The sequence below is a fragment of the Bifidobacterium sp. FKU genome, from assembly GCF_026016385.1.
Taxonomy (GTDB): domain Bacteria; phylum Actinomycetota; class Actinomycetes; order Actinomycetales; family Bifidobacteriaceae; genus Bifidobacterium; species Bifidobacterium infantis.
On the sequence record NZ_CP092888.1, the window covers coordinates 1646016 to 1669903 of the forward strand.

Annotated in this window: 15 protein-coding genes, 4 tRNA genes and 3 pseudogenes; 14 read left to right on the forward strand and 8 right to left on the reverse strand. The window is 61.1% G+C overall.

What is annotated here, in order from left to right:
• Positions 1 to 334: 334 nt before the first annotated feature.
• The 5 genes and pseudogenes from MMB48_RS07525 to MMB48_RS07545 all read right to left on the reverse strand — a co-directional run bounded on the left by MMB48_RS07525 (position 335) and on the right by MMB48_RS07545 (position 7294).
• Entirely contained in the window at positions 335 to 1486 is a 1152-nt protein-coding gene (locus MMB48_RS07525; protein WP_032744338.1) for a M20 metallopeptidase family protein, read from the reverse strand.
• Positions 1487 to 1574: 88 nt separating this feature from the next.
• Positions 1575 to 2261 carry a methionine ABC transporter permease gene (locus MMB48_RS07530; RefSeq protein WP_032744339.1) on the reverse strand — a complete coding sequence of 229 codons (687 nt, stop codon included), beginning with the start codon at positions 2259 to 2261 and terminating at the stop codon, positions 1575 to 1577.
• Positions 2258 to 3471 (reverse strand): annotated as a pseudogene (locus MMB48_RS07535) (methionine ABC transporter ATP-binding protein). The gene MMB48_RS07530 and the pseudogene MMB48_RS07535 overlap by 4 nt, the downstream one beginning before the upstream one ends.
• Positions 3472 to 3603: 132 nt before the next feature.
• Positions 3604 to 4583 (reverse strand): annotated as a pseudogene (locus MMB48_RS07540) (MetQ/NlpA family ABC transporter substrate-binding protein).
• 233 nt (positions 4584 to 4816) lie between these two features.
• A complete protein-coding gene (locus MMB48_RS07545; RefSeq protein ID WP_032744340.1) occupies positions 4817 to 7294 on the reverse strand; it encodes a phosphoketolase in 2478 nt (825 codons plus the stop codon).
• A gap of 445 nt (positions 7295 to 7739) precedes the next feature.
• Between MMB48_RS07545 and guaA the strand changes: the two genes are divergently transcribed.
• The 12 genes and pseudogenes from guaA (at position 7740) to MMB48_RS07605 (ending at position 19303) form a co-directional block, all read left to right on the forward strand.
• Positions 7740 to 9302, forward strand: a complete 1563-nt coding sequence (guaA, locus tag MMB48_RS07550) for a glutamine-hydrolyzing GMP synthase (RefSeq protein WP_012578023.1) — start codon at positions 7740 to 7742, stop codon at positions 9300 to 9302.
• A 139-nt stretch (positions 9303 to 9441) separates the two neighbouring features.
• A pseudogene (locus tag MMB48_RS07555) lies at positions 9442 to 9701 on the forward strand (hypothetical protein).
• A gap of 175 nt (positions 9702 to 9876) precedes the next feature.
• The gene (locus MMB48_RS07560) at positions 9877 to 11748 is read left to right on the forward strand and encodes an acyltransferase family protein (protein ID WP_032744341.1); all 1872 of its coding nucleotides are present in this window, start codon (positions 9877 to 9879) and stop codon (positions 11746 to 11748) included.
• A gap of 85 nt (positions 11749 to 11833) precedes the next feature.
• The gene (locus MMB48_RS07565) at positions 11834 to 12856 is read left to right on the forward strand and encodes a ribose-phosphate diphosphokinase (protein ID WP_032744342.1); all 1023 of its coding nucleotides are present in this window, start codon (positions 11834 to 11836) and stop codon (positions 12854 to 12856) included.
• Positions 12857 to 12972: 116 nt separating this feature from the next.
• Positions 12973 to 13043, forward strand: a tRNA-Gln gene (locus MMB48_RS07570).
• 94 nt (positions 13044 to 13137) lie between these two features.
• Positions 13138 to 14520 (forward strand): bifunctional UDP-N-acetylglucosamine diphosphorylase/glucosamine-1-phosphate N-acetyltransferase GlmU, encoded by a 1383-nt coding sequence (gene glmU, locus MMB48_RS07575; protein ID WP_032744343.1) that lies wholly within the window; start codon positions 13138 to 13140, stop codon positions 14518 to 14520.
• 3 nt (positions 14521 to 14523) lie between these two features.
• Positions 14524 to 14916, forward strand: coding sequence for a ribosome silencing factor (gene rsfS / locus MMB48_RS07580; RefSeq protein ID WP_032744344.1), 393 nt, complete (start codon positions 14524 to 14526; stop codon positions 14914 to 14916).
• On the forward strand, positions 14913 to 15611 hold the full coding sequence (locus MMB48_RS07585) for a histidine phosphatase family protein (protein WP_032744345.1): 699 nt from the start codon (positions 14913 to 14915) through the stop codon (positions 15609 to 15611). Before rsfS ends, MMB48_RS07585 begins: the two co-directional genes overlap by 4 nt.
• Positions 15612 to 15828: 217 nt before the next feature.
• A tRNA-Ala gene (locus tag MMB48_RS07590) sits at positions 15829 to 15901 on the forward strand.
• 89 nt (positions 15902 to 15990) lie between these two features.
• Positions 15991 to 16063, forward strand: a tRNA-Ala gene (locus MMB48_RS07595).
• Between the two features lie 128 nt (positions 16064 to 16191).
• Positions 16192 to 17862 carry a phosphate acetyltransferase gene (gene pta / locus MMB48_RS07600; protein WP_032744346.1) on the forward strand — a complete coding sequence of 557 codons (1671 nt, stop codon included), beginning with the start codon at positions 16192 to 16194 and terminating at the stop codon, positions 17860 to 17862.
• Between the two features lie 211 nt (positions 17863 to 18073).
• Positions 18074 to 19303, forward strand: coding sequence for an acetate/propionate family kinase (locus MMB48_RS07605; protein ID WP_032744347.1), 1230 nt, complete (start codon positions 18074 to 18076; stop codon positions 19301 to 19303).
• A gap of 111 nt (positions 19304 to 19414) precedes the next feature.
• On the opposite strand, the gene aroA is transcribed toward MMB48_RS07605, so the two are convergent.
• The 3 genes from aroA to MMB48_RS07620 all read right to left on the reverse strand — a co-directional run bounded on the left by aroA (position 19415) and on the right by MMB48_RS07620 (position 22394).
• Positions 19415 to 20752 (reverse strand): 3-phosphoshikimate 1-carboxyvinyltransferase, encoded by a 1338-nt coding sequence (gene aroA / locus MMB48_RS07610; RefSeq protein WP_032744348.1) that lies wholly within the window; start codon positions 20750 to 20752, stop codon positions 19415 to 19417.
• Positions 20753 to 20934: 182 nt separating this feature from the next.
• Positions 20935 to 22107 (reverse strand): hypothetical protein, encoded by a 1173-nt coding sequence (locus MMB48_RS07615; protein ID WP_032744349.1) that lies wholly within the window; start codon positions 22105 to 22107, stop codon positions 20935 to 20937.
• 110 nt (positions 22108 to 22217) lie between these two features.
• The gene (locus tag MMB48_RS07620; protein ID WP_155270630.1) at positions 22218 to 22394 is read right to left on the reverse strand and encodes a hypothetical protein; all 177 of its coding nucleotides are present in this window, start codon (positions 22392 to 22394) and stop codon (positions 22218 to 22220) included.
• Positions 22395 to 22709: 315 nt separating this feature from the next.
• On the opposite strand from MMB48_RS07620, the gene MMB48_RS07625 reads away from it, so the two are divergent.
• Together MMB48_RS07625 and MMB48_RS07630 are read left to right on the forward strand one after the other, a co-directional pair.
• Positions 22710 to 22783, forward strand: a tRNA-Pro gene (locus MMB48_RS07625).
• A gap of 454 nt (positions 22784 to 23237) precedes the next feature.
• Positions 23238 to 23792: a DNA-3-methyladenine glycosylase I gene (locus tag MMB48_RS07630; RefSeq protein WP_032744350.1), complete on the forward strand. Its 555-nt coding sequence runs from the start codon at positions 23238 to 23240 to the stop codon at positions 23790 to 23792.
• Positions 23793 to 23888: the final 96 nt, after the last annotated feature.

Here is a 23888-nt window from a genome sequence, read left to right on the forward strand (position 1 = left end):
GCCGCGTATGGCGTCGGATTGCCTGTTCTTCCGGCTTGGCGTCATTCATTAGGTCGTTTTTGCGTTCATTAGGTCACTGCAATGCGATATCAGTCGTTGCAATGGCGCGATTCCAACAACCAGTATCACCGTTCACCGACCTAATGGACGATGAATCGACCTAATGAACGAATGTCACTCCCCTCAGTCAGTTTCGCTGATAGCTCGTCCTGCGCTTATGGACGGGCGAGGCCCGCGCATATCTGGTTCGGCTGTCGCCTCACCTTCGGCTACAGACAGCCCACTGGGCTGTCTGCCTAACGCCTCAGCCTCCAGAGGGGAGCCAGAAAAGGATTTACCTCAGCTCGTTGAGCACGCGCAGAGCGGCGTTGACGTAGAAGTTGACGAAGGTGGGAATGGATTCGTCGAGACCCACGAAATGCGGGCTATGCCAGTCGGCGCAACCTTCTTGGCCGTTTGACCCGACGAACGCGAACACCGGCAACGTCACCTTGGCGAATTCGCAGAAGTCCTCCCCCGCCATCGACTGACGTATCGGTTCGAGCTGCGCGTAGTCGTTGACATCCGCCGCCACGGCCTTGGCAAGACCTGGATCGGAGACCAGCGGGTCTTGAAAGTCATCCCAGACCACGTCGGCGCTGATGCCGTATGCCTCGGCGGTGTGTTCCACCACTTCCTTGAATCGGCGGCCGACCAGATTGCCATCCGACTTGTGGAAATAGCGCACAGTCCCTTGGAATCCGGCTTCGGCGGGCACCACGTTCCACACATGGCCGCCGTGCACTTCGGTAACGGACAGCACCAGCGGGTGGAAGGGCGTGACGTTGCGGCTCACGATGGTCTGCAGGCTCAGAATAATACTGGAGAGCGCTTCGATGGGCCCGGTGCCCTTGTACGGGTAGCCGGCGTGGGTGCCTTGGGCGTGGAGGGTCACGCGGAATTTCACGCAGCCGGCCATCATCGGCTCAACGCCGATGGCCAGCTGGCCGGGCGCATAGTTGGGGTTGTTGTGCGTGCCGATAATGGCTTCGACGTCATCCACGAGTCCGGCGTCGATCATGGCGCGAGCGCCTTGGCCGGTCTCCTCACTCGGCTGGAACAGAATCTTGATTGAGCCGGCGAACTTGTCACGGTGCTCGGCGAGCCAGAAGGCGGCACCGAGCAGACCGGTCATGTGCAGGTCGTGGCCGCAGCCGTGCATCACGCCTTCATTGACGGAGCCGAACTCCAGTCCGGAGTCTTCCACGATGGGCAGGCCGTCTATGTCGGCGCGCAGGCCGATGCGCGGGCCGGGGCCGCGCTTGCCTTGGATGAGGCCCACGACGCCGGTTTCCAGCGGATTGTGCAGGATTTCGACGCCGTGCGCTTTGAGCTGGTCGGTCAGATAGATGCTGGTGTCGAATTCGCGGAAGCTGCGTTCCGGGTGGGAGTGCAGGTAGTGGCGGATGACGATGAGTTCGTGGTCAATGTCGATGTGTTCGCTCATGGTTCTCGATTCTAGTAGCGCGCAGAATATATTGCGGCCCTCGCTTCATATTGGCGAGGGCCGCGATCTATGGGGTCAGTATGCCTTGTTATTGCTGGCGTTTGAGCAGTCGTTTGGCGATGGCGTTGGCGATGCCCTGCACCACCTGGACCAGTACGATCATGATGATCACGGCCGTCCAGGTGACGGTCTGGTCGAACTTCTGGTAGCCGTAGGCGATGGCGAAGTTACCGAGACCGCCACCGCCGATGTAGCCGGCCATGGCAGACATGTCGAGCACGCCGATGAACAGGAAGGCGTAGGCCAGGATCAGCGGTGCCAGGGCTTCGGGGATGAGCACGGTGCGGATGATGGTGAGCTTGCCGGCGCCCATCGAACGCGCGGCCTCGATTACCCCCGGGTCGACCGGCACGAGATTCTGTTCGACCAGACGAGAAGTGGCGAAAGTGCACATGACCACCATCGGGAAGATGGCGGCCACGGTGCCGATGGACGTGCCGACCACGACGATGGTGAGCGGCTGCATGGCTGCCAGGAAAATGATGAACGGAATCGGGCGCACGATGTTGACGATGATGTCAAGGATGCGGTAGACGACCGCATTCTCGAACAGGTTACCGGGGCGGGTGCCGTAGAGCACCACGCCGAGGATCAGGCCGAGGAATCCGCCGATCACGAGGGTGATGAGCACCATGGTCAGGGTCTGGCCGATGGATTCGAACAGGAGCGGGCGCAGCACGTTCCAGTCGCTGCGGGGGTTGGCGAGGATGATCATGCGTTGTCTCCTTCATGTGCGGCGGCGGATACACCGGGCGCGGTGGATGCAGAGGCAGTATCGGCCGCCAGCGGGTCATGGGATCGGTCTTCGGCGTAGGTGGCATGTCCAGCGACCGCGTCGGCGTACGCCACAGGCTTTGCGGCGGTGCCGAAGTCGATGACGTCGCTATTGACGGCGAGCTCGCGCAGGAATTCGTCCACATGCCAGCCGGGCCCGTTGAATTCGTAGGTGATGGCACCGATGGCGGCACTTTTGACCGTGTCGATACCGCCGTAGAGCAGGCTGGATTCAACGCCGTATTTGGCGATGAGTTCGGAGATATTCTGTCCGGATGCCTTGAGTTCATGGCCTTGGGTGCCGGAAACGTCCTTTTGTCGGATAAGCACGGTGACAATGCGGCCCGACCATTCGTGATGCAATCGCTCGACCCGATCTTCCTCGGGCAGGCCGGACAATGCGGTGGCGATGAATCGCTTGGTCACCGGCTGCTGGGGTGCAGCGAACACGTCGTATACGTCGCCGGATTCGACCACGCGTCCGGCGCTCATTACGGCCACGCGGCCGGCAATCTGCTGGACCACGTTCATCTGATGGGTGATAAGCACAATGGTGATGCCGAATTCCTCGTTCACACGCTTGAGCAAGGCCAGCACTTCGGTGGTGGTTTCCGGGTCGAGCGCGCTGGTGGCTTCGTCGGCGAGCAGAATCTCCGGATTAGTGGCCAGTGCGCGGGCGATGCCGACGCGCTGCTTCTGGCCGCCGGACAGCTGCGAAGGGTATTTGTTTGCGTGCTCACTGAGGCCCACGAATTCAAGAAGTTCGTTGACACGACGATCCTGATAGTCCTTGCGCCAGTGATCGAGTTGCAGTGGGTAGGCGATGTTCTGGGCCACGGTTTTGGTGGAGAACAGGTTGAACTGCTGGAAAATCATGCCGATTTTTGACGGATGGGTCGCAGCTTGGTCTCGCTCAAAGAGGTGATATCGGTACCGAGCACGGTCACAGTGCCGGAGGTGGGTCGTTCGAGCGCGTTGATAAGCCGGACCAGTGTGGATTTGCCGGCACCGGAATAGCCGATGATGCCGAAGATGTCGCCGCGATCGATGGTCAGGCTGACGTCATCCAAGGCTCGTGCGATGTTCGCGCCGCGTCCGCGTGTTTTGAATTCCTTCACGACATGGTCGAAGGTGATGATGGGGTCGCTCATAGTGCTCCCTGATGCTGGTTGTTGGTGTCCGGTCACGGAAGCGGAGCGAATCCCGATGTTGGCTCGGGTACTCGCTCCGCTTGGTGGTAATGGCTATGGATAGGTTAGTCGTACGCTCGTATCAGCCACGGCTCACTGCTGGGCCTTGGCATCCTTCTCGATGTCGGACAGGAAGCCTTGCAGCTCGCTGGCGCTGAACTGTCGGCGAACACCGCGGTACCGCCGGAGTTCTCCTGCAGGGCGGCCAGCACGTCCTTCTGTTGGAAGATGGAGACGAGCTTCTTGTAGGTCTCGTTGTTCACGTCGGACTTGCGGGCCACCCACACGTTGATGTAGGGGCGGGCCTCCTCGGATTCGGCGTTGTCCTGGTAGATGGCGTCCTTCGGGTTGAGACCGGCGTCGGCCACGTAGTCGTTGTTGATCACACCGGCGGCGATGGTCGGGTCCTTCAGGGTGGTGGCCACCTGTTCGGCCTTTAGCGGGGTGACCTTGACCTTGCTCTTGGCTTCATCAATGTCGGCCGGGGTGGAGAAGGCGGTCCAGTCGCCCTTGAGCGTCACGAGACCGGCGGCCTTGAGTACGCCGATGGCGCGGGCCTGGTTGGTTTCGTCGTTCGGGATGGTGACGGTGTCGCCCTGCTTCAGGTCCTTGATGTCCTTGACCTTGGTGGAGTACACGCCGAGCGGGTAGATGGCGGTGCCGCCGATGGGCTGCAGGTCCTTCTTGTTGCTCACGTTGTAGTTGGCCAGGTAAAGCAGGTGCTGGAATTCGTTGAGGTCCAGCTCGCCGGAGTCGAGGGCCGGGTTTTCGGAGGTGTAGTCCTGGAAGTCGACGATGTCGACGTAGATGCCGGCCTTCTCGGCGTTCTGCTTGAACTTGACCCATTCGGGGTTGGTGGCACCGACCACGCCGATCTTGACCGGGTTGCCCTTGCTGCCCTTGGCGGACGACTCGTTGGCACCGGCAAACGCGCGGTAGCCGAAGAACGCGGCCACGGCGATAATCGCCACGACCACGATGGTGATGATGACGTTGCGGGCGGTGTGGTTCACACGCACCGGCTCGTTATTGTTAGGAGCGGCCGGGGTTGCCGGCTGGGTTGCTGCTGTCATTGGATTTCCTCTCTCCAAAATTGATGTCGGGTAACACCATAACGCGCTTGAACCGCGAAAGTGTCGAAAAATGGCCGATTGCCGTATAAGTGTCTTTTATGGCGCGCATGCAATGGCCGGGATTCGTGCGTTTGGCGGCCGGGCGGCACAGCCGGTGCCGATATGCGAACAGGGCCCGGGACGGATCCCGGGCCCTGTTTCGTCAGCGGTCTAACGACACCGTGGAGGTGTTATCACTCGTTGTCGCCGGCGGTGGCGGCGGTAGCGGTGACGGCACCCTTCTTGTCGGTGTTCACGCCGGAGTACACCCAGTCGGTGTAGTCCGGGTGGTCGTAGCCCTTGTCGACGGCGAACTGGAAGGCCTCATCACGGAACTTCTCGAGCTCGTCGATCTTGTCGGCGTACTTGTCGGCGTCGATCATGCGCAGAGCCTCAGCGGTCAGCTCGTAGCGGTCAATGCGGTTGACACGAACCATGTCGTACGGGGTGGTGGTGGAGCCCTCCTCCTCGTAGCCGTGGACGTTGAAGTTGTCGTGGTTCGGACGATCGTAGATCAGACCGCGCACGTCGTGGGCGTAGGAGTGGTACGCGAACAGCACCGGCTTGTCGGCGGTGAAGATGTCGGCGAACTCCTCGTTGGACAGGGCCTCGTCGTTCTCCTTGGCGGACTGCAGGGAGAGCAGGTCGACAACGTTCACGACCTTGAACTTGATGCCCAGTTCCTTCAGCTTGTCGGAAGCGGCCATGATCTCCTGGGTGGGGACATCGCCGGCGGCGGCAAGCACGATCTCGGCTTCATCGTTGGTCTTGGCGGTGGAGGCCCAGTCCCAAGCGGCGGCACCCTTCTCGAGCTCGGCACGAGCCTCGTCCAGGGTCAGCCAGGTGGCGGCGGGCTGCTTGCCGGCGATGATGGCGTTGATCTTGTTGGTGGACTTGTAGCACTTCTCGGCGATGGCCAGCAGCATGTTCGCGTCGGTGGCGAAGTAGATGCCGATGACGTGGTCGTTGTGGAAGCACTTGTTCAGCAGGACGGAGGTGACACCCGGATCCTGGTGGGAGAAGCCGTTGTGGTCCTGACGCCAGACGTGGGAGGAGACCAGCAGGTTCATGGAGGCGATCGGCTTGCGCCACGGAATCTCGCGGACGGTAGCCTCAAGCCACTTGGCGTGCTGGTTCAGCATGGAGTCGATCACGTGGACGAAGGACTCGTAGGAGCTCCAGATGCCGTGACGGCCGGTCAGCAGGTAGGCCTCGAGGAAGCCTTCCATCTGGTGCTCGGACAGCTGCTCGACGACCTGGCCGGAGACGCGCATGTGCTCGTCGACCTCGTCGGAGATGTAGCCGGCATCCCACTGCTTGTTGGTGACTTCGTAGGAAGCCTGCAGACGGTTGGAAGCGGTCTCATCCGGTCCGAAGATGCGGAAGTCGCGCGGGTTGTTCTTGATGATGTCGCGGGTGTAGGCGCCCAGGGAGCGGGTGGCCTCGAGCTGGCCCCAGCCGTGGCCGAACTCGGCCACTTCCTTGACCTCGTAGTCCTCGAGGTTCGGCAGCTTCAGGTCGTCGCGGATCACACCGCCGTTGGCGTTCGGGTTGGCACCGATACGCAGCTCGCCCTTCGGCATGAAGGCGAGGACGTCGTCCTTGACGGCGCCGTTGGCGTCGAACAGCTCTTCCGGCTTGTAGGACTCGAGCCAGTTCTTGAGGACCTCGAAGTGGGCCTCGGTGTCGCGGGCGGAGGCCAGCGGCACCTGGTGGGAACGCCAGGAGCCTTCTGTCTTCTTGCCGTCGATGTACTTCGGGCAGGTCCAGCCCTTCGGGGTGCGGAAGATCAGCATCGGGTAGAACGGACGGTGCACGTTGTCGGTCTGAGCGGTGGCCTTGATGTCGCAGATCTCGTCCCAGATGGTCTCCCACAGCTCGGCGAAGCGGCGGTGGATGGACATGTGGTCCTCATCATCGAAGCCAGCGACGAACTCGTAGGGCTCGTAACCCATGCCGTAGAAGAACTCGTGGAGCTCTTCGTCGGAGATGCGGGACAGGATGGTCGGGTTGGCGATCTTGTAGCCGTTGAGGTGCAGGATCGGCAGCACGATACCGTCGGTGCGCGGGTTCACGAGCTTGTTGGACTGCCAACCGGTAGCCAGCGGGCCGGTCTCAGCCTCGCCGTCGCCGACGATGGCCGGGACGAACAGGCTCGGGTTGTCCATGATGGCGCCGTAAGCGTGGGACAGAGCGTAACCCAGCTCACCACCCTCGTGGATGGAGCCCGGGGTCTCCGGAGCGAAGTGGGACGGAATACCGCCCGGGTAAGAGAACTGACGGAAGAACTTCTGCAGACCAGCTTCGTCCTTGGTGATCTTCGGGAAGGTCTCGGTGTAGGTGCCGTCCAGGTAGGACTGGGAGGTACCGGCCGGGCCACCGTGGCCCGGGCCCATGATGATCACGGTGTTCTGGCCGTGGTCAGCAATGAAACGGTTGATGTGGCCGATGAGGAAGTTCAGGCCAGGGGTAGTGCCCCAGTGGCCCACCAGACGATGCTTCACATCTTCGCGGGTGAAGGGCTCCTTCATCAGCGGGTTGGAACGCAGATAAATCTGGCCGATGGAAAGGTAGTTGGCAACGCGCCAGTACTTGTCAACGCCTTCGAGGGCTTCCTCGGAAACCGGAGCGCTGAGCTTCTTCCAAGGGGTGCCAATAACAGGACTCGTCATGTGTACTCCTGTACTCCTGCACGTAATCGTGCGATTGATTATTTCTGTTCGGTCACGGTCCCTGACCCTTGCGGTGCCAAGGTTTTCCGTTCCCAGTCAACCGCCATGGTACGAGGACAACGCGACTTTTGAACGATTTCTTGCGGGTGTGTTCGAAATTGTTGCGGAAATTTCAGTATTTGTGCGGTTCAACTGACCGTTTGTCAACATTAGTTTTTTCAACATACTTTTTCAAAACGGCGGAAGCATGCGGAAATCCATTATCTGGCTAGAACAGCGCACGTTCGATTTCCCATGTTTGAAATCGGCGTGTTGTCCGACTACAGGCATGTAGTTTGTTCGATTTACGCACATAGTTTCTGCGTGTCGGCCTTGTCGCCTTGACCAGTGATAATCAGTGGTGTTCAGCCCACGTAAAATTCCAATGAACGTTAGGGGAATATCAATGGCAAACGGTCCTGTGCTTGTCGTCGACTTCGGCGCCCAGTACGCCCAGCTCATCGCCCGCCGCGTGCGCGAAGCAGGCGTGTACTCCGAGCTGGTCCCTCATTCCATGCCGGTTGACGAGATCCTGGCCAAGGATCCGAAGGCGATTATTCTGTCCGGCGGCCCGGCCTCCGTGTTCGAGCCCGGCGCGCCGACCATAGATACTAAGGTATTCGAATCCGGTGTTCCGGTGCTTGGTATCTGCTACGGCTTCCAGGTCATGGCCTATGAGCTCGGCGGCAAGGTGGATAAGGCCGCTCTCGGCGAATACGGCAAGACCTCAGCCACCATCGACGACGCCGACGGCATCCTCGCCGACTCCCCCGCCGAGCAGACCACGTGGATGAGCCACGGTGTGGCGGTCGAACAGGCCCCGGCCGGCTTCGAAGTGCTGGCCCACACCGAAGGCGCGCCCGTGGCCGCCATGGCGGACGAATCCCGCAAGCTCTATGGTGTGCAGTGGCACCCGGAAGTCAAGCACTCCCCGCTTGGCCAGAAGCTTATCGAAAACTTCCTGCACCGTTGCGCCGCGCTGCCCAACGACTGGGATGCCTCCTCGATTATCGAGGATCAAGTCAAGAAGATCCGCGAGAAGGTCGGCGACGCCGAGGTGATCTGCGGCCTGTCCGGCGGCGTGGACTCCGCCGTGGCCGCCGCTCTGGTGCACAAGGCCATCGGCGACCAGCTCACCTGCGTGTTCGTGGACCACGGCCTGCTGCGTAAGGGCGAGGTCGAGCAGGTCAAGCACGACTTCGTTGCCGCCACCGGCATCAAGCTCATCACCGTGGACGCGGCCGACGACTTCCTTGAGGCCCTGAAGGGAGTCTCCGAGCCGGAGCGCAAGCGCAAGATCATCGGTGAGAAGTTCATCCGCACGTTCGAGAAGGCCCAGCGCCAAGTGCTTGAAGAGGCCGGCGCGCGCGGCAAGGAAGTCAAGTTCCTCGTGCAGGGCACCCTCTACCCCGACGTCGTCGAATCCGGCGGCGGCGACGGTGCAGCCAACATCAAGTCCCACCACAACGTCGGCGGCCTGCCCAAGGACATCAAGTTCCAGCTCATCGAACCGCTGCGCACTCTGTTCAAGGATGAGGTGCGCGCCATCGGCACCGAGCTCGGTCTGCCGGATGAGATCGTCTGGCGCCAGCCCTTCCCCGGCCCGGGTCTGGGCATCCGCATCATCGGCGAGATCACCAAGGAGCGCCTCGACCTGCTGCGCGAGGCCGACGCCATCGCCCGCGAGGAACTCTCCAAGGCCGGCCTCGACCGTGACATCTGGCAGTGCCCGGTCGTGCTGCTCGCCGACGTTCACTCTGTCGGCGTCCAAGGCGACGAGCGCACCTACGGCTCCCCCATCGTGCTGCGCCCGGTGAGCTCGGAGGACGCCATGACCGCCGACTGGTCTCGCGTGCCCTACGACGTGCTCGCCACGATCTCCACGCGCATCACCAACGAGTGCCGCCAGATCAACCGCGTCGTCCTCGACTGCACGAGCAAGCCTCCGGCCACAATTGAATGGGAGTAATTGCTCTCTGTGACGAATGGGATTCTCCATCGGGGAATCCCTTTTTTGTTGCCGACGATGCCCAGTATAATTTTTCCGCTTACGACGTCGTCCGGAAAGGGATGCCGACCTCTTCGCGCCAGGGATTCGACAACGAAAAATACATCGAACTGCAAGCCGCCAACATCTCAACAGCGTGAACCGACGCTTGCACTCGGATGAAACGCTGATTGCATTGTCAATCACCAGCGCCACCAGTCCTGTGGCCGCTCGCGTCATCGAAGGGCTCAAACAGTTGCAGGGCTGCGACGCCTTTTCTCCGTTATCATCTCATCCACGGACGAGGCGCTGTATCGCAATCTCGACATCAACGTGTGCTGCGAACCGAAGTACGAACGGGTGAGTCTGTATCACCGGTAAACGCCACCGATAAGCGCGGTATGCCGCGAATCGTCAAGCCGGTAATCATGCAGCATGCGGCCTGACGATTCGCTGCTGTCGCATTGTCTCTCCCCTCTACCATGCTGGGCTTGTTTTCCGTTTGTTGGAGAGAACGGGGGATGCCATCAGCACTACGGTGAGAGAAGGATTATCCGTGAAGCGGTTCGTGGGTCTAGACGGTATTAAAGGACTGGCGCTGCTGGCCATCGTGCTCTATCACTGCATGCAGCAGCGTCTGCCGGGCGGATTCTACGGCGTGGACGTGTTCTTCACCGTCTCGGGATTCCTGACCGCCACAAGCCTCATACGGTCCCTGAACACGACCGGAACGCTCAACCTCGTGCGATTCATCCCCAAGCGGGCGGTGCGCCTCTACCCCGCGTTGCTCCTGCTGATCCCGATCATCGTCAGCGCCGGCTGGCTGTTCGATCACGATATGCTGGTGTCCATCCGCGATCAGGTCATCACCGTGCTGCTGGGCTGCTACAACTGGTACGCCATCGGCACGGGACAAAGCTACTTCGACCAGATGAATCCGCAGGTGTTCCGTCATCTGTGGTTCATCGGCGTGCTTATGCAGTTCTACGTGATCGTGCCGTTCATCGTATGGCTGATGTGGCGGATTCGGCGCACGCGGTATGCCTCACTGGTCCCTTTGTCGCTGGCGGCGGCCAGCGGCCTTGCCATGGGACTGATGTATACGCCCAAGGGCGATCCCACCCGCGTCTACTTCGGCACCGATACGCACGGCATGGGTCTGATGCTGGGCGTCGCCCTCGCCTGGTGGGTCACCGTGGCCCCGCTGGGCAACGCCGACCAAGAGCCCGAACCGACGCCCCGCATCATCAGTTCAGGTGATTTCCCCGTCGCACGTGAGACGCCGACGCCTCACGTTCCGGCATGGAGGCGCCTATGGGACGCGGCGGCGCCCTCGATGGCGTTCATCAGCCTGATCGCCTTGGTGAGCATGACGGTCGTGGGCAGGCAGGACGCCTTCGCCTTCCGCGGGGGCATCATGCTGTCCAGCCTGCTGTCCGTGCTGCTGATCGCCGGCACCATCGCCGATGACTCCTGGATGCAAAGCCTTATGGTGTTCAAGCCGCTGGCCGCACTCGGCCGGTATTCATACGGCATCTATCTGTGGCATTGGCCGTTGTGGATCCTCTCCACCGCCCTCGCCCCGAAGCTCTTCCGGTCCGCCGCCCCCTGGCCTCTCGCCATGGCCGCGCTGCTCACCGTCGCCATGGTGACGCTCTCCTGGCAGATGGTGGAGAAGCCGGCGGCGCTCTCGCCGCTGTCCATCGTGCTGCCACCTCGCGCATGCGGCTGCCGCCGGGCCGTGCAGGTCATCGTCTTCGACCTCATTGCGGCGCTCTCGCTGGTCGGCTGCGTGCAGGGCATCGTCCATGCGCCGGCGAAGACCGCCATGCAGATTCAGTTGGAGCAACAGGCCGCGCAACTGGAGCGCCTGCAGAAGACCGAACATGTGCTGCTGCGCCGCAACGTGCCGGCCCCGCCCAAGCCCACGCATACGATGCCCACCGGAGACCGGATCACCGCCATAGGCGATTCGGTGATGCTCGCCTCCTCACAAGGGTTGTCGGCGGTGTTTCCCGGCATACAGATCGACGCGAGTGTGTCACGATCCATCATGGCCGCGCCCGAGCTCATCGACGATGATCTCGCCGCCGGGAGCCTACGGCAATGGGTGCTGGTGGGACTGGCCACCAACTCGCAGATCAGCGCCGATCAGCTTGACCGCATTCTCGCCATGATCGGGCGGGACCGTGTGCTGGTGCTGGTCAACGCGCATGCTGATCGCGCATGGGTCCCGCCCACCAACCAGACGCTGGCCGACTATGCGGCCGCACATCCGAGCAATGTGGTGCTGGTGGATTGGAATGCCGCGGCCAACGCGAACGCGCAGATGCTCGGCTCCGACGGCATCCACCCGAGCATGGATAGCGATATCTATGCAAAGGCGGTCAAACAGGCCATCGAACAATGGATCGCAAGCGGCAGGTGAACGGCAGGCAACGCTGAGTTGTCCAACCGGTCGTGAAGAACGGCTATGCTGAAGACTGCATCAACGAGACCACACGTTGGGAGACATGGTGAGCGCAATCCTTGAAGGGAAGCCCGATAAGAATCTTATTCTCGTTACGGGAAGGATTCATCCGAAGTTGGCTGAGGATGTCGCCGAGCAGCTCGGCATCGACGTCCTTGAAACCACCGCATACGATTTCGCCAACGGCGAGATGTACGTGCGCTACACCGAATCGGTGCGTGGCGCCGATGTGTTCGTGCTGCAAAGCCACTACAAGCCCATCAACAAGGCGATCATGGAGCAGCTCATCATGATCGACGCATTGAAGCGCGCCTCGGCCCGTTCCATTACTGCGGTCTGCCCGTTGCTCGGCTACTCCCGTCAGGACAAGAAGCACCGCGGCCGCGAGCCCATCTCCTGCCGTCTGGTGTTCGATCTGCTGAAGACCGCCGGTGCCGACCGCATCATGTCGGTCGATCTGCATGCCGCGCAGTCCCAAGGCTTCTTCGACGGCCCGGTCGATCATCTGGTGGCCATGCCGGTGCTGGTCGACTACATCCGTGATCGTTTCCAAGGCCATCTCGACAACGTCGCCGTCGTCTCCCCCGACGCCGGCCGCATTCGCGTAGCCGAGCAGTGGGCGCAGCGTCTCGGCGGCGGTCCTCTCGCTTTCGTGCACAAGACGCGCGACATCACCCGCCCGAACCAGGCGGTCGCCAACCGTGTGGTCGGCGACGTCGCCGGCAAGGACTGCGTGCTTGTCGATGACCTGATCGACACCGCCGGTACCATCGCGGGCGCATGCCACGTGCTGCAGGACGCGGGAGCCAAGTCGGTGACCGTGGTCGCCACGCATGGCGTGCTCTCCGGCCCGGCCATCGAGCGACTCAAGAACTGCGGTGCGCGCGAGGTCATGCTGACCGACACCGTGCCGATTCCCGAGGAAAAGCGCTGGGATGGCTTGACCGTCCTGTCGATCGCCCCGCTGCTGGCCAGCGCCATCCGCGCCGTATTCGAGGACGGCTCGGTCGCCGAACTGTTCGACACCTACCCCGAGCACCACGGTCAAGGCTTCCTGTTCGCCTGATTACGTGCGTGTTTGTTCGCGGAAAGCACACAATGCGAGACGCGACATGGCGTAGTCTTTCGGTAAATACCGACAGTATGATATAAATGAACACTTGTGGGCCGAAAGTCCACGACTCCCCCATGGTGTAATGGCAGCACACGGGTCTTTGGAACCCTTTGTCTTGGTTCGAGTCCAGGTGGGGGAACGGCTGACGGCCGCTCGACATCCGGGCGGCCGTCTATTGTTTTGAGGTGTTTCCGCCCTCAATAGACATTCCGATCGAAGGGAATACGTCAGTTATGGCATTATCCGCAGCCATCGTCCTCGCCGCCGGCGAAGGTACCCGCATGCGTTCCAACAAGCCGAAGGTGCTGCATACTTTTGCAGGCAAGACCTTCCTGAACAGGGTCATGGATTCGGTGGCCGCCCTGAATCCCGACACGCTGGCCGTGGTCGTGCACTTCCAGGCCGAGCGCGTCGCCGAAGCCGCACGCTCCTATGACGAGCAGGTCACCATCGTAAACCAGGACGACATCCCCGGCACCGGCCGCGCCGTCCAGTGCGCGATGGCCCAGCTCACCGAACCCGGCAAGATCGACGGCCCGGTGCTCATCGCCGCCTCCGATATGCCGCTGCTCGACAGCGAGACGCTGCACCGCCTGGTCGAATTCCACACCGCCTCCGGCAACGGCGCCACCGTGCTCACCACCATCCTCGACGACCCGACCGGCTACGGCCGCATCATCCGCGACCGCGAAGGCAACGTGCTGCGCATCGTCGAGCAGAAGGACGCCAACCGCAGCGAACTCGCCGTGCAGGAGGTGAACACCTCGGTCTACGTGTTCGAGGCCTCCGTGCTCGCCGAGGCGATCGCCGGACTGAAGTCGAACAACGCGCAGGGCGAGTTCTACCTGACCGACGCACTGGAAACCGCCAAGACGGCCGGCAAGGTCGGCGCGTTCGCCGCACCGGATCCGCTCACCGTCGAGGGCGTGAACGACCGCGTGCAGCTGGCCGCCCTGTCCAAGACCTACAACCGCCGCGTCTGCGAACGCTGGATGCGCAATGGCGTGACCATTCTCGATCCGGAGACCACCTGGATCGAGGACGACGTCCAGATCGGCCGCGACGCCACCATCCTGCCCGGCTCCTTCCTGCAAGGCCATACGGTGATCGGCGAGGACGCCGTCGTCGGCCCGTACACCACCCTTATCGACGCGACCGTGGACGAGGGTGCGGTGGTCGAACGTTCCCGTGTGCAGGAATCGCATATCGGGGCGCGCACGAACATCGGACCGTGGACCTACCTGCGTGCGGGCAACGATTTCGGCGAGGACGCCAAGGCCGGCGCATTCGTCGAGATGAAGAAGGCGCACATCGGCAACGGCACCAAAGTGCCGCACCTGAGCTATGTGGGCGACGCCCGGCTCGGCGACCACACCAACATCGGCGGCGGCACCATCACCGCCAACTACGATGGCGTGCACAAGAACCGCACCGTGATCGGCGACGGCTGCCATGTGGGCGCCGGCAACCTGTTCGTGGCCCCGGTCGAGGTCGGCGACAACGTGACCACCGGCGCCGGCGCCGTGGTGCGCCACGCCGTGCCGAGCGACACGATGGTCTACTCCGAGAACACGCAGCACAACGTCGAGGGCTGGAAGCCCGCCTGGGAGCGCTGAACCATGCCCGCACTTCAGGATTCCATCAACGCCGTCCGCGTGGCCGCCGAGGCCGCAGACCGTCTCAAGGCCACCGATATCGTGGCCTTCGACGTGGCCGACCTGCTCGGCATCACCGACATCATGATGGTCGCCGGCGCCTCCAACGAACGTCAGGTGCTGGCCGTGGCCGAGGAAATCGAAAAGGACCTTTACCTCAAGGGCTCCGGACGCCAGCCGCGCTCGCGCGAGGGCCTGACCGAAGGCCAGTGGGTGCTGCTCGACTACGGCGATTTCGTGATTCATGTCATGCACGAGGAATCACGCGAATTCTACGGGCTCGAACGACTCTGGCGCGACTGCCCGGCCATCGATCTCGATCTTGCGCATCCGGAGACGAAGGAACCGTTGCGATGAGCGATCACGTCCGTTCCATATTCCTCGTCCGTCACGGACGCACTTCGTACAACGCCGCCCACAAACTTCAGGGACAGGTCGACATCCCTTTGGACGCCGTGGGCGAATGGCAGGTCAGGCAGACCGCCGAGGCTTTGAAAAGCCTGTATGTGGACCGTCGGCCGGAAGTGCGCCATCGGCTCATCGTCTGTTCCGATCTGCGGCGCGCACATGCCACCGCGCAGGCTTTCGCCGACGTATTGGGTGGAATCGAGCCCGTCGATGATCCTCGCGTGCGGGAACGCAGTTTCGGCGAGTGGGACGGCCATGCCGTCAGCGAACTGGCCGAACGCTACCCCGAGGACTTCCGCTCCTGGGCGGAGTTTCGCGGCGGCGAGCTGAAGTACGGCGCCGAACCCAAGGAGGCCGTGGGCCGTCGAGGCGTGCGGGCCCTTGAGGACTGGTCCACGCGCGCTGGCGACGACACGGACCTGTTCGTGTTCTCCCACGGCGCATGGATCGCGCAGACATTGCAGACCCTGTTGGGCATTTCCGCGATCGATCCGACCTTCTCCACGGTGGTCTCATTGCGCAATGCGCACTGGGTGCGCTTGGTGCCGATGGACAATCCTGATGGCACTGTGCGCTGGCGTCTGCTGGACTACAATCACGGTCCGGCCATCGCCGACACCGACGAGTGGGAGCGCGAACGCTGATCGCGTCACGGCTCCCCTGCTGATCCAACAGGTCCGTTGTATTCGGAACCGTTCAAGCAATAACTGAATGACTCAATGTCTGAATAATGGCGGAAACAAGCCAAAAAGTGTCGCCAAATCACACTTCTGTCATTTGGCGACACGCCGAGTGTTGCCGGAATCGGCATCCCGGCGTAATGTATACGAGGTCCGAACGACGGGCCAACAATTAAAGAACGGGGCTATAGCGCAGCTGGTAGCGCATCTCCATGGCATGGAGAGGGTCGGGGGTTCGAATCCCCCTAGCTCCACGATGAAGCCGTCAGGTTGCATGATGTGATGGTTTCTCCGCTGGTTCGTGGTGGGTATCTCGACTCCCATGAATCGGATAGCTTCACTCGGGGCTATAGCGCAGCTGGTAGCGCATCTCCATGGCATGGAGAGGGTCGGGGGTTCGAATCCCCCTAGCTCCACAATCAAGGCCGGTGCTTCACGCATCGGCCTTTTGCGTCTCCCCCGCCACGACACTGCGTGAACGGTAACGGTGATCGCCACTACAATGAATGATGGTCCCTATCATGCTGATATCAAAGGAGACATCGTGACCGTCACCCGTGTATACATCGCCAGCCCCGAAGGCGCCAATGGACGCAACGTCGTCGCCTATGGCGTGCTCAATGCGTTGACCTCCAAATACAAGACCATGGTGTTCCGGCCGGCCGTGTCGAACCATGACGAATTCACCCCCATCCTGCTCGCCGCCTCCAATGCGGGGCTCGGCGTGTCCCTGTCCACCGGCCTCGACGTGCATAAGGTGCGCGCCGACAAGGACACCGCCCGCGGAGACATCGTCGGCGAGTTCAACTACGCCATGGAGGTCTCCCGCGCGAACGCCGCCCTGATCGTCGGCACCGACAAATCCCACGTCAACGACCCGACCACCTACGAGTTCAACGCGGACGTCGCCGCCGATCTGAAGGCCGGGGTATTCCTGGCCGTGTGCACCATGGACCGATGGCCGCACGAGCTCGACGAAACCGTGCAACTGTCCATCGAGGGCATGCGCGCCGCGGGCAATACGGTGCTCGGCATCTTCGTGACCGGCTGCGAGCCGCGTCATGCCTTCTCCGTCAAAGAGACCCTCGCCAAATACGGCCTGCCGGTCTGGACTTTGCCGCAGGTGCCCTTCACCGACGAATCCACCAAGGACCTGGCCCTTGAGACCTTCCGCAAGCACGCTCCCATCGACGAGGTGCTCGCCGCGCTCGACGTGGACGTCACCGCGCCGGTCACGCCGTACGCCTTCCAATTCGACCTGCTCGGCAAGGCCAAGAGCAACAAGAAGACCATCGTGCTGCCCGAAGGCGAGGAGGACCGCATCATCAAGGCGGCCGATTACCTGCTCGAACGTGAGACCGTGAACCTCATCATCGTGGGCGACAAGGACGCCATCCTGGCCCGCGGCCGGGAACTGGGGCTGAACAGTCTGGGGCGCGCCCGATTCCAGGCCATGGACGACGAGAACGTGCTCAAGCCGATGGTGGCCAAACTGTGCGAGTTGCGCGCCAAGAAGGGCATGACCGAGGAGCAGGCCCGCAAGCAACTGACCGACGCCGGCTACTTCGGCACCATGCTGGTGGTGCTCGGCTATGCCGACGGCCTGGTTTCGGGTTCCGTGCATTCCACCGCCAACACCGTGCGCCCCGCCCTGCAGGTCATCAAGACCAAGCCGGGCCAGAAACTGGTCTCGGGCGCGTTCCTCATGTGCTTCAAGGACCATGTGGCCGTGTTCGCCGACTGCGCCATCAACCTCAACCCGGACGCCGAGCAGCTTTCCGAGATCGCGCTGCAGTCCGCCGAGACCGCCCGCGCCTTCGGCATCGACCCGAAGGTCGGCATGCTCTCCTACTCCACCCTCGGCTCGGGCAAGGGCCCGGACGTGGATCTGGTGGAGGAGGCCACCAAGCTGCTCAAGGAGAAGGCGCCCGATCTGCCGGTGGTCGGTCCCATCCAGTTCGACGCCGCCTGGTCGCCCACCGTGGCCGCCACCAAGGCCAAGGGCAACGACGTAGCCGGACATGTCAACGTGTTCGTCTTCCCGGACCTGTGCGCCGGCAACATCGGCTACAAGGCCGTGCAGCGCTCCTCCGGCGCCCTGGCCATCGGCCCGGTGCTGCAGGGTCTCAATAGGCCGGTGAACGACCTGTCCCGTGGTGCTCTGGTGCAGGACATCATCAACACCATCGCCCTCACCGCCATCGAAGCGCAGTGAGCCCGGCTTAGCTCCCGCCAGCGGGAGCTGTCACGCACAGCGTGACTGAGGGTGGTCAGGCGCGAAGCAGAACCACCCTCAGTCGGCTTCGCCGCCAGCTCCCGCCAGCGGGAGCCACTGTAATGCTTATTTTGTAGCAAGCAACGAGTAATCTAATCAACGGTAACCCGTGTCTCACGGGAACATTCAATCACAATGGAGGATGCCCACAATGGCGAAAACCGTCCTTGTCATCAATTCCGGCTCCAGCTCGATCAAGTACCAGCTGGTTGATCTTGAATCCGGCGAAGGCCTCGCTTCCGGTCTTGTCGAGAAGATCGGCGAACCGGTCGACGGCCACTACAAGCACGAGTACAACGGCGAAAAGCATGAGCTTGAAGAGCCGATCCACGACCACGAGCAGGGTCTCAAGCGCGTGCTCGGCTTCTTCGAGGAGTACGGCCCGAAGCTGTCCGAGGCCGGTATCGTCGCCGTCGGCCACCGCGTGGTGCAGGGTGGCTCCATCTTCCCGAACCCGGCCCTCGTGACCGACAAGACCATCAACCAGGTCAAGGATCTGGCCGTGCTCGCCCCGCTGCACAACGGCCCGGAGGCCAAGGGCGCCGAGGTCATGCGCTCCCTGCTGCCGGATGTTCCGCAGATCTTCGTGTTCGACTCCTCCTTCTTCTTCCAGCTGCCGAAGGCCGCCAGCACCTACGCGCTGAACAAGGAGATCGCCGACCAGTACCACATCCGCCGCTACGGCGCCCACGGCACCTCCCACGAATACATCTCCTCCGTGGTGCCGGGCGTCATCGGCAAGCCGGCCGAAGGCCTCAAGCAGATCGTCCTGCACATCGGCAACGGCGCCTCCGCCTCCGCCGAGATCTCCGGCAAGCCGGTCGAGACCTCCATGGGCCTGACCCCGCTTGAGGGCCTGATGATGGGCGGTCGCACCGGCGACATCGACCCGGCCGTGGTCTTCCACCTGATCCGCAACGCCCACATGAACGTGGACGAGCTCGACGCCCTGTTCAACAAGCGTTCCGGCATGATGGGCATGACCGGCTACGGCGACCTGCGCGAGGTCCACCGTCTGGTGGCCGAGGGCAACGAGGACGCCAAGCTGGCCCTCGATGTCTACGTGCACCGTATCGTCAGCTACATCGGCAACTACACCTATCAGATGGGCGGCTGCGATGTGATCACCTTCACCGCCGGTGTGGGCGAGAACGACGATGTGGTCCGCAAGATGGTGTGCGACAAGCTCGCTCCGTTCGGCGTCAAGCTGGACGAGGCGAAGAACGCCGTGCGCTCCAAGGAGCCGCGCATCATCTCCACTCCGGACTCCTCCGTGGTCATCGCCGTGATTCCGACGAACGAGGAGCTGGCCATCGCCCGCAAGTCCGCCGCGATCGCCGAAGCCGGCACCGACACCTACGGCAACACCTTCGCCAAGTAAGTAACCGCCGTTAGGCATCTCACTAATCTCTAGTTGCAACACTGTGAGGGGCTGTTGATTCCCAGAGAATCAACAGCCCCTCGCTCGTACCCGGCGCACAGGGAAGGCCGGTCAGGCGGCCAGCATGCCGCTCCACATACCGACGAAATCAGGCAAGGTCTTGCGCGTGGTGGCCACGTTGATGACCTCGATATCGGGAATACGCAGCCCCAGCATCGCGGCGAACGTGGCCATACGGTGATCAGCATAGGTTTCCATCACGGCACCGTGCAACGTCTCCGCCGGCACCGGTTCGATACGCAATCCATCAGGCAATTCCTCAGCCGCTCCCCCAACACGACGAATCTCGTTGACCAATGCCTCCAGACGATTCGTTTCGTGGCCGCGCAAGTGACCAATACCAACCATGCCTGTCGACTTATCAGCAAACACCAGAATCGCCGCCAACGAGGGCGCAATCTCCCCGGCCGCCGTCAAATCGAACGTACCCAGCCCACGCACGATGCCGTCACCGGTCACCTCGCAATAGCGCACGCCATCGATTGTCGGGAACGATACTTTGGCACCTATCTGTTCCAGATAGCCCGGCAACAAACCACCCGGCTGGGTGGTGGTCTCAGGCCAATGAGGCACCCGGACCGTGCCGCCGGCGATCAATGCCGCGCCGAGGAATGGCGCCGCGTTCGACAGGTCGGGCTCAACAGTCACCTTGCTCGGCAGTTGCATTGCGCGCGGTTCAACCGTCCATGTGCGGGCGGATTCATCGGCCTCAACCGCTCCGCCAGCACCGGTCACATCAGCCACAGTCATGCGAATGTGCGGCAGACTCGGGGTCTTCTCCCCCGTGTGCGTGAGGTGCAGACCGCCAGGCAGTTTGGAACTAATCAGCAACAGGCCGGAGATGAACTGGGAAGAACCGGACGAATCGATGCTGACATGCGCCTGGGCAGCCGGCAAGGTTGCAGGCGGCGTAATAGTGAACGGCAGACGGCCAATCTCGCCGTGATAATCAACCGTTGCACCCAGCTGTTCCAAACCGTCAAGCACCGGCTTCATCGGGCGTGCATAAGCCTGTTCGTCGCCATCAAAATTCACTGGGCCATCTGCAAACAGGGCAAGGCCGGGCACGAAACGCATCACCGTGCCGGCCAGTCCGCAGAACACATTGACGTTGCCATGGAATCGGCCGGATACGGGAGGAGTAACCGTTACGGTGGTGTCGGTTGCGGAATCCACGTCGCAGCGGACACCGAGGACTTCGAGGGCGTTCATCATAAGGTCCGTGTCGCGCGAACGCAGCAGGCCAATCAGAGTAACGGGCTTGCTGCCGAGGGCGGCGAGAATCAGGTAGCGGTTGGATAGGGACTTGCTGCCCGGCACCGTTACCGTAGCGTTCAACGGCTGTGTGGCGAGCGGGGCAGGCCAGAGATTCGTAAGTTGTTCAGTCATAAGGCCAAATCTATCAGTATTTGGAGGCTCCAGAGCGTCCGCTGTCATTCATTTGGTCGATTTGTCGTTCATTAGGTAGGTCAGCCTCCGCACCCACCTTTGAAATGGCGCGATTCCAACATGGCGTAGGACACCGAACCTACCAAATGAACGATAAATCGACCTAATGAACGAGATATCTATCAACGGTCGGCGGCGATGCGGGATTCGATCTGCTGGTCGGGCTCGTCATGCGGCTGTTCGAAACCGCCTTCGATGGCCTGCGCGTGCAGCAGCTGGGCGGCCACGCGGTCGGCTTCGATGGCGGCGATCTGGCGCGAAAACACGATGAACCAGCCGAGGAAGGCCATGCCGGCCAACGCCTCCACATTGGTCAGGGTGTTGTGGCCCAACATCATATTGGCCCAGAACGCGGCGCACACGAGCGCGGTCAGGTCGGAAGCCACCATCACGGCTTTGGAGAGGCGCGGCGCCAGCCACGGCAGGAGCCCGAACAGCAGCAGCATGACGGCCGGCAGTCCCTTGGCGCACACATTGTGCAGGATATGGTGCGGCGTGTATCGGAAGACGCCGATGCCGATGAACGCCAGGCCGGACACCGTCAGCAGGAGGGACAGCACGGCGATGCGCGCCGCGAAATGCGGGATCTCATAGCCGCGGTTCGGGTCGCTTTTGGTGCGGTCATGCCATAGACGCCGCAACCGTTCGGTGGCCACCAGTTCGGAGATGGCGAAGTAGCTGACGATGATGATGCACGAGCCGGCAAGGATCAGCGTGGAGTTGAACATGCGCGCCGCGAACGTGGAGCGGTCGCCAAGCTGGGAGAAATTGTTGAGATACCAGTACGGGTCATCGGTGGTCATGCCGGCGGTGGCCACGCCGGAGACGACGAAGAACGGCAACAGGCCGGCGATGGTCTTGGCGTTCATCATCTCCGCCTGCACGAAGGTCATGTATCCCACCACGCCGGCGAACGCCGCGCAGACGCTGGAGATGTATCCGGAGAAGATGGCATTGCCCATCATGTCGTTGGCCACGCCGACGAGTGCGAACGACGACAGGAAAATGGTCGCGGCATACACCACGGACAGGGACGCGATCTCGAAGACGCGGCGGATCGGTGCGAACCAACCGTGCCTGAGGTTCAGGGAGCGGGACTTGCGCCCATAGCCGATGATGAAGGAAAAGACGCCGCATAACGCCACGATGCCCGCGCACACCATGAACCGGCGTTGCGTCAGCTGCCAGATGGCCGGCGCGTATTCCATGTACAGGTTCATCGATACCGCACCAACGACGGCACAAATCAAGAAGGAGATGAGTCCGGAGGTTTCTGCACGCTGATGACGTCCCATGCCGGGCCTCCCCTATCTATTCAATGCCGCGTTATCTTTCAACAACAACCAAAACTCCCCCCGAGGACAATGCTTTACTAGCAAGCCAGCGGGATTCGACTGTCGCCATTCTACTGAAAATTTGAAACATGGAATGGAATATCAGGCAAGCCGGAATCAGCCAAATGACGTTCATACTTATCAATATGTTCCGCTACAGAATCGGACTGGACGTGAAGCACCAATGTGATGAGATGGTATTTACCCCACTCGCCAGATTTTTCCACGAAGATGCTCAATTCGCTCAAATGGGCTCCTGACAACGTTGGAGGAAAAGGAATGCCGGGGAATACCCCCGGCGACTTGGAGCCTCGCCCTTGCGGGCTAAAGCACTGCTTATCATGCCAAAATACGTGACGACTTGCAACACCCTCATGAATGTTGTTACTGAATTAAACTGAAATAGCAGATGCAGATCCAAACCCAGTCGTTGTAGAGCATCATTGGATAAAGATGTCGCTCATATGCTATCAAGAGAATCCAGAACCTTTTTGAATTCACATGCTCGACACGCAATGTATCCAGCGTCGTTTATAATGATTACTTGTGCCTTAATGGCGCATCGGGCTATAGCGCAGTTTGGTAGCGCGCCTGCTTTGGGAGCAGGATGTCGCCGGTTCAAATCCGGCTAGCCCGACAAACAAAAAAGCCTGGAATCTCAACGATTCTGGGCTTCTTCTTTTATCCGGCTGCTAAACGATTTATCCGATTTTATCTGATGACCGTAGAACCTATATGGCCTTGCGGTCTAAGGGACTTTTGTGATGTTGGGACCTCACCTGCTAGTCAGTTCGATTCCATGCGACATCGATTTCCGCTTCCCAATCTCAAATGACACCAAAATACCTGCAACCGATTGTGCAATCCCGTGGGCGGGAGTGGGTTGCAGGTAAAAGGGCCCAGAATCACCCCTAACTAGTACCGAAATACCTGCAACCGCAGTAACTAACCCCTTTATACCCGCAATCCGGCAAATATGGTTCAGACAATCCGCACATCCAGACCGCTATCCGAACACACCGTTTATACTGGATCACACATCGAATCAACATCTAAAACCGACCGTCTCCAACGACCCATAGGGAGAGCACATGGACGATATAAGACCACGTTGCGGCTGGTGCAACCTCAGCAATCCTGTCTATGTTGCCTATCACGATGCTGAGTGGTCAGTTCCTTCGCACGATGACCATCATCTCTTTGAAATGCTGGTGCTCGAAACCTTTCAGGCCGGACTGTCATGGGAGACGGTACTGAACAAACGCGAACGTTTCCGTCAGGCGTTCGAGGGGTTCGACATCGAACGGATCCGACGCTATGACGAGAACAAAATTGCCGAACTCATGAACGATCCGGGCATCATCCGCAACCGTCGCAAAATAGTCGCGACGGTCGGCAATGCCAACGCATTCCGGGATATCCAGGCGTCATACGGCAGTTTCGACGACTATATTTGGCGGTTCACCGGCCGTCACGTCATCTACGAGACAGGCATGACTACATCCCCTCTGTCCGACGCCATCGCAGCGGATCTCAAGACGTACGGCATGCGATTCATCGGTACCACCATCGTCTACGCCTATCTGCAATCCATTGGCGTCATCAATGCACATGAGCCTGGATGCTTCCTGCACCGGGAAAGATGACCTGTGCCGGATTCATAAGGTCGCTCGGGCAGAATCTCTCCGAGAGGAACCAGTGCTTCTAGTTATTTTGCTTATCGAGTTCTTGGTAGCGCTCTT

What these genes read in the sequence shown, in the direction of transcription:
- MMB48_RS07525 (WP_032744338.1), bottom strand. Translation starts at nt 1,486, where the DNA reads ATGAGCGAACACATCGACATTGACCACGAACTCATCGTCATCCGCCAC.
- MMB48_RS07530 (WP_032744339.1), bottom strand. Translation starts at nt 2,261, where the DNA reads ATGATCATCCTCGCCAACCCCCGCAGCGACTGGAACGTGCTGCGCCCG.
- MMB48_RS07545 (WP_032744340.1), bottom strand. Translation starts at nt 7,294, where the DNA reads ATGACGAGTCCTGTTATTGGCACCCCTTGGAAGAAGCTCAGCGCTCCG.
- guaA (WP_012578023.1), top strand. Translation starts at nt 7,740, where the DNA reads ATGGCAAACGGTCCTGTGCTTGTCGTCGACTTCGGCGCCCAGTACGCC.
- MMB48_RS07565 (WP_032744342.1), top strand. Translation starts at nt 11,834, where the DNA reads ATGGTGAGCGCAATCCTTGAAGGGAAGCCCGATAAGAATCTTATTCTC.
- glmU (WP_032744343.1), top strand. Translation starts at nt 13,138, where the DNA reads ATGGCATTATCCGCAGCCATCGTCCTCGCCGCCGGCGAAGGTACCCGC.
- rsfS (WP_032744344.1), top strand. Translation starts at nt 14,524, where the DNA reads ATGCCCGCACTTCAGGATTCCATCAACGCCGTCCGCGTGGCCGCCGAG.
- MMB48_RS07585 (WP_032744345.1), top strand. Translation starts at nt 14,913, where the DNA reads ATGAGCGATCACGTCCGTTCCATATTCCTCGTCCGTCACGGACGCACT.
- MMB48_RS07605 (WP_032744347.1), top strand. Translation starts at nt 18,074, where the DNA reads ATGGCGAAAACCGTCCTTGTCATCAATTCCGGCTCCAGCTCGATCAAG.
- aroA (WP_032744348.1), bottom strand. Translation starts at nt 20,752, where the DNA reads ATGACTGAACAACTTACGAATCTCTGGCCTGCCCCGCTCGCCACACAG.
- MMB48_RS07615 (WP_032744349.1), bottom strand. Translation starts at nt 22,107, where the DNA reads ATGGGACGTCATCAGCGTGCAGAAACCTCCGGACTCATCTCCTTCTTG.
- MMB48_RS07630 (WP_032744350.1), top strand. Translation starts at nt 23,238, where the DNA reads ATGGACGATATAAGACCACGTTGCGGCTGGTGCAACCTCAGCAATCCT.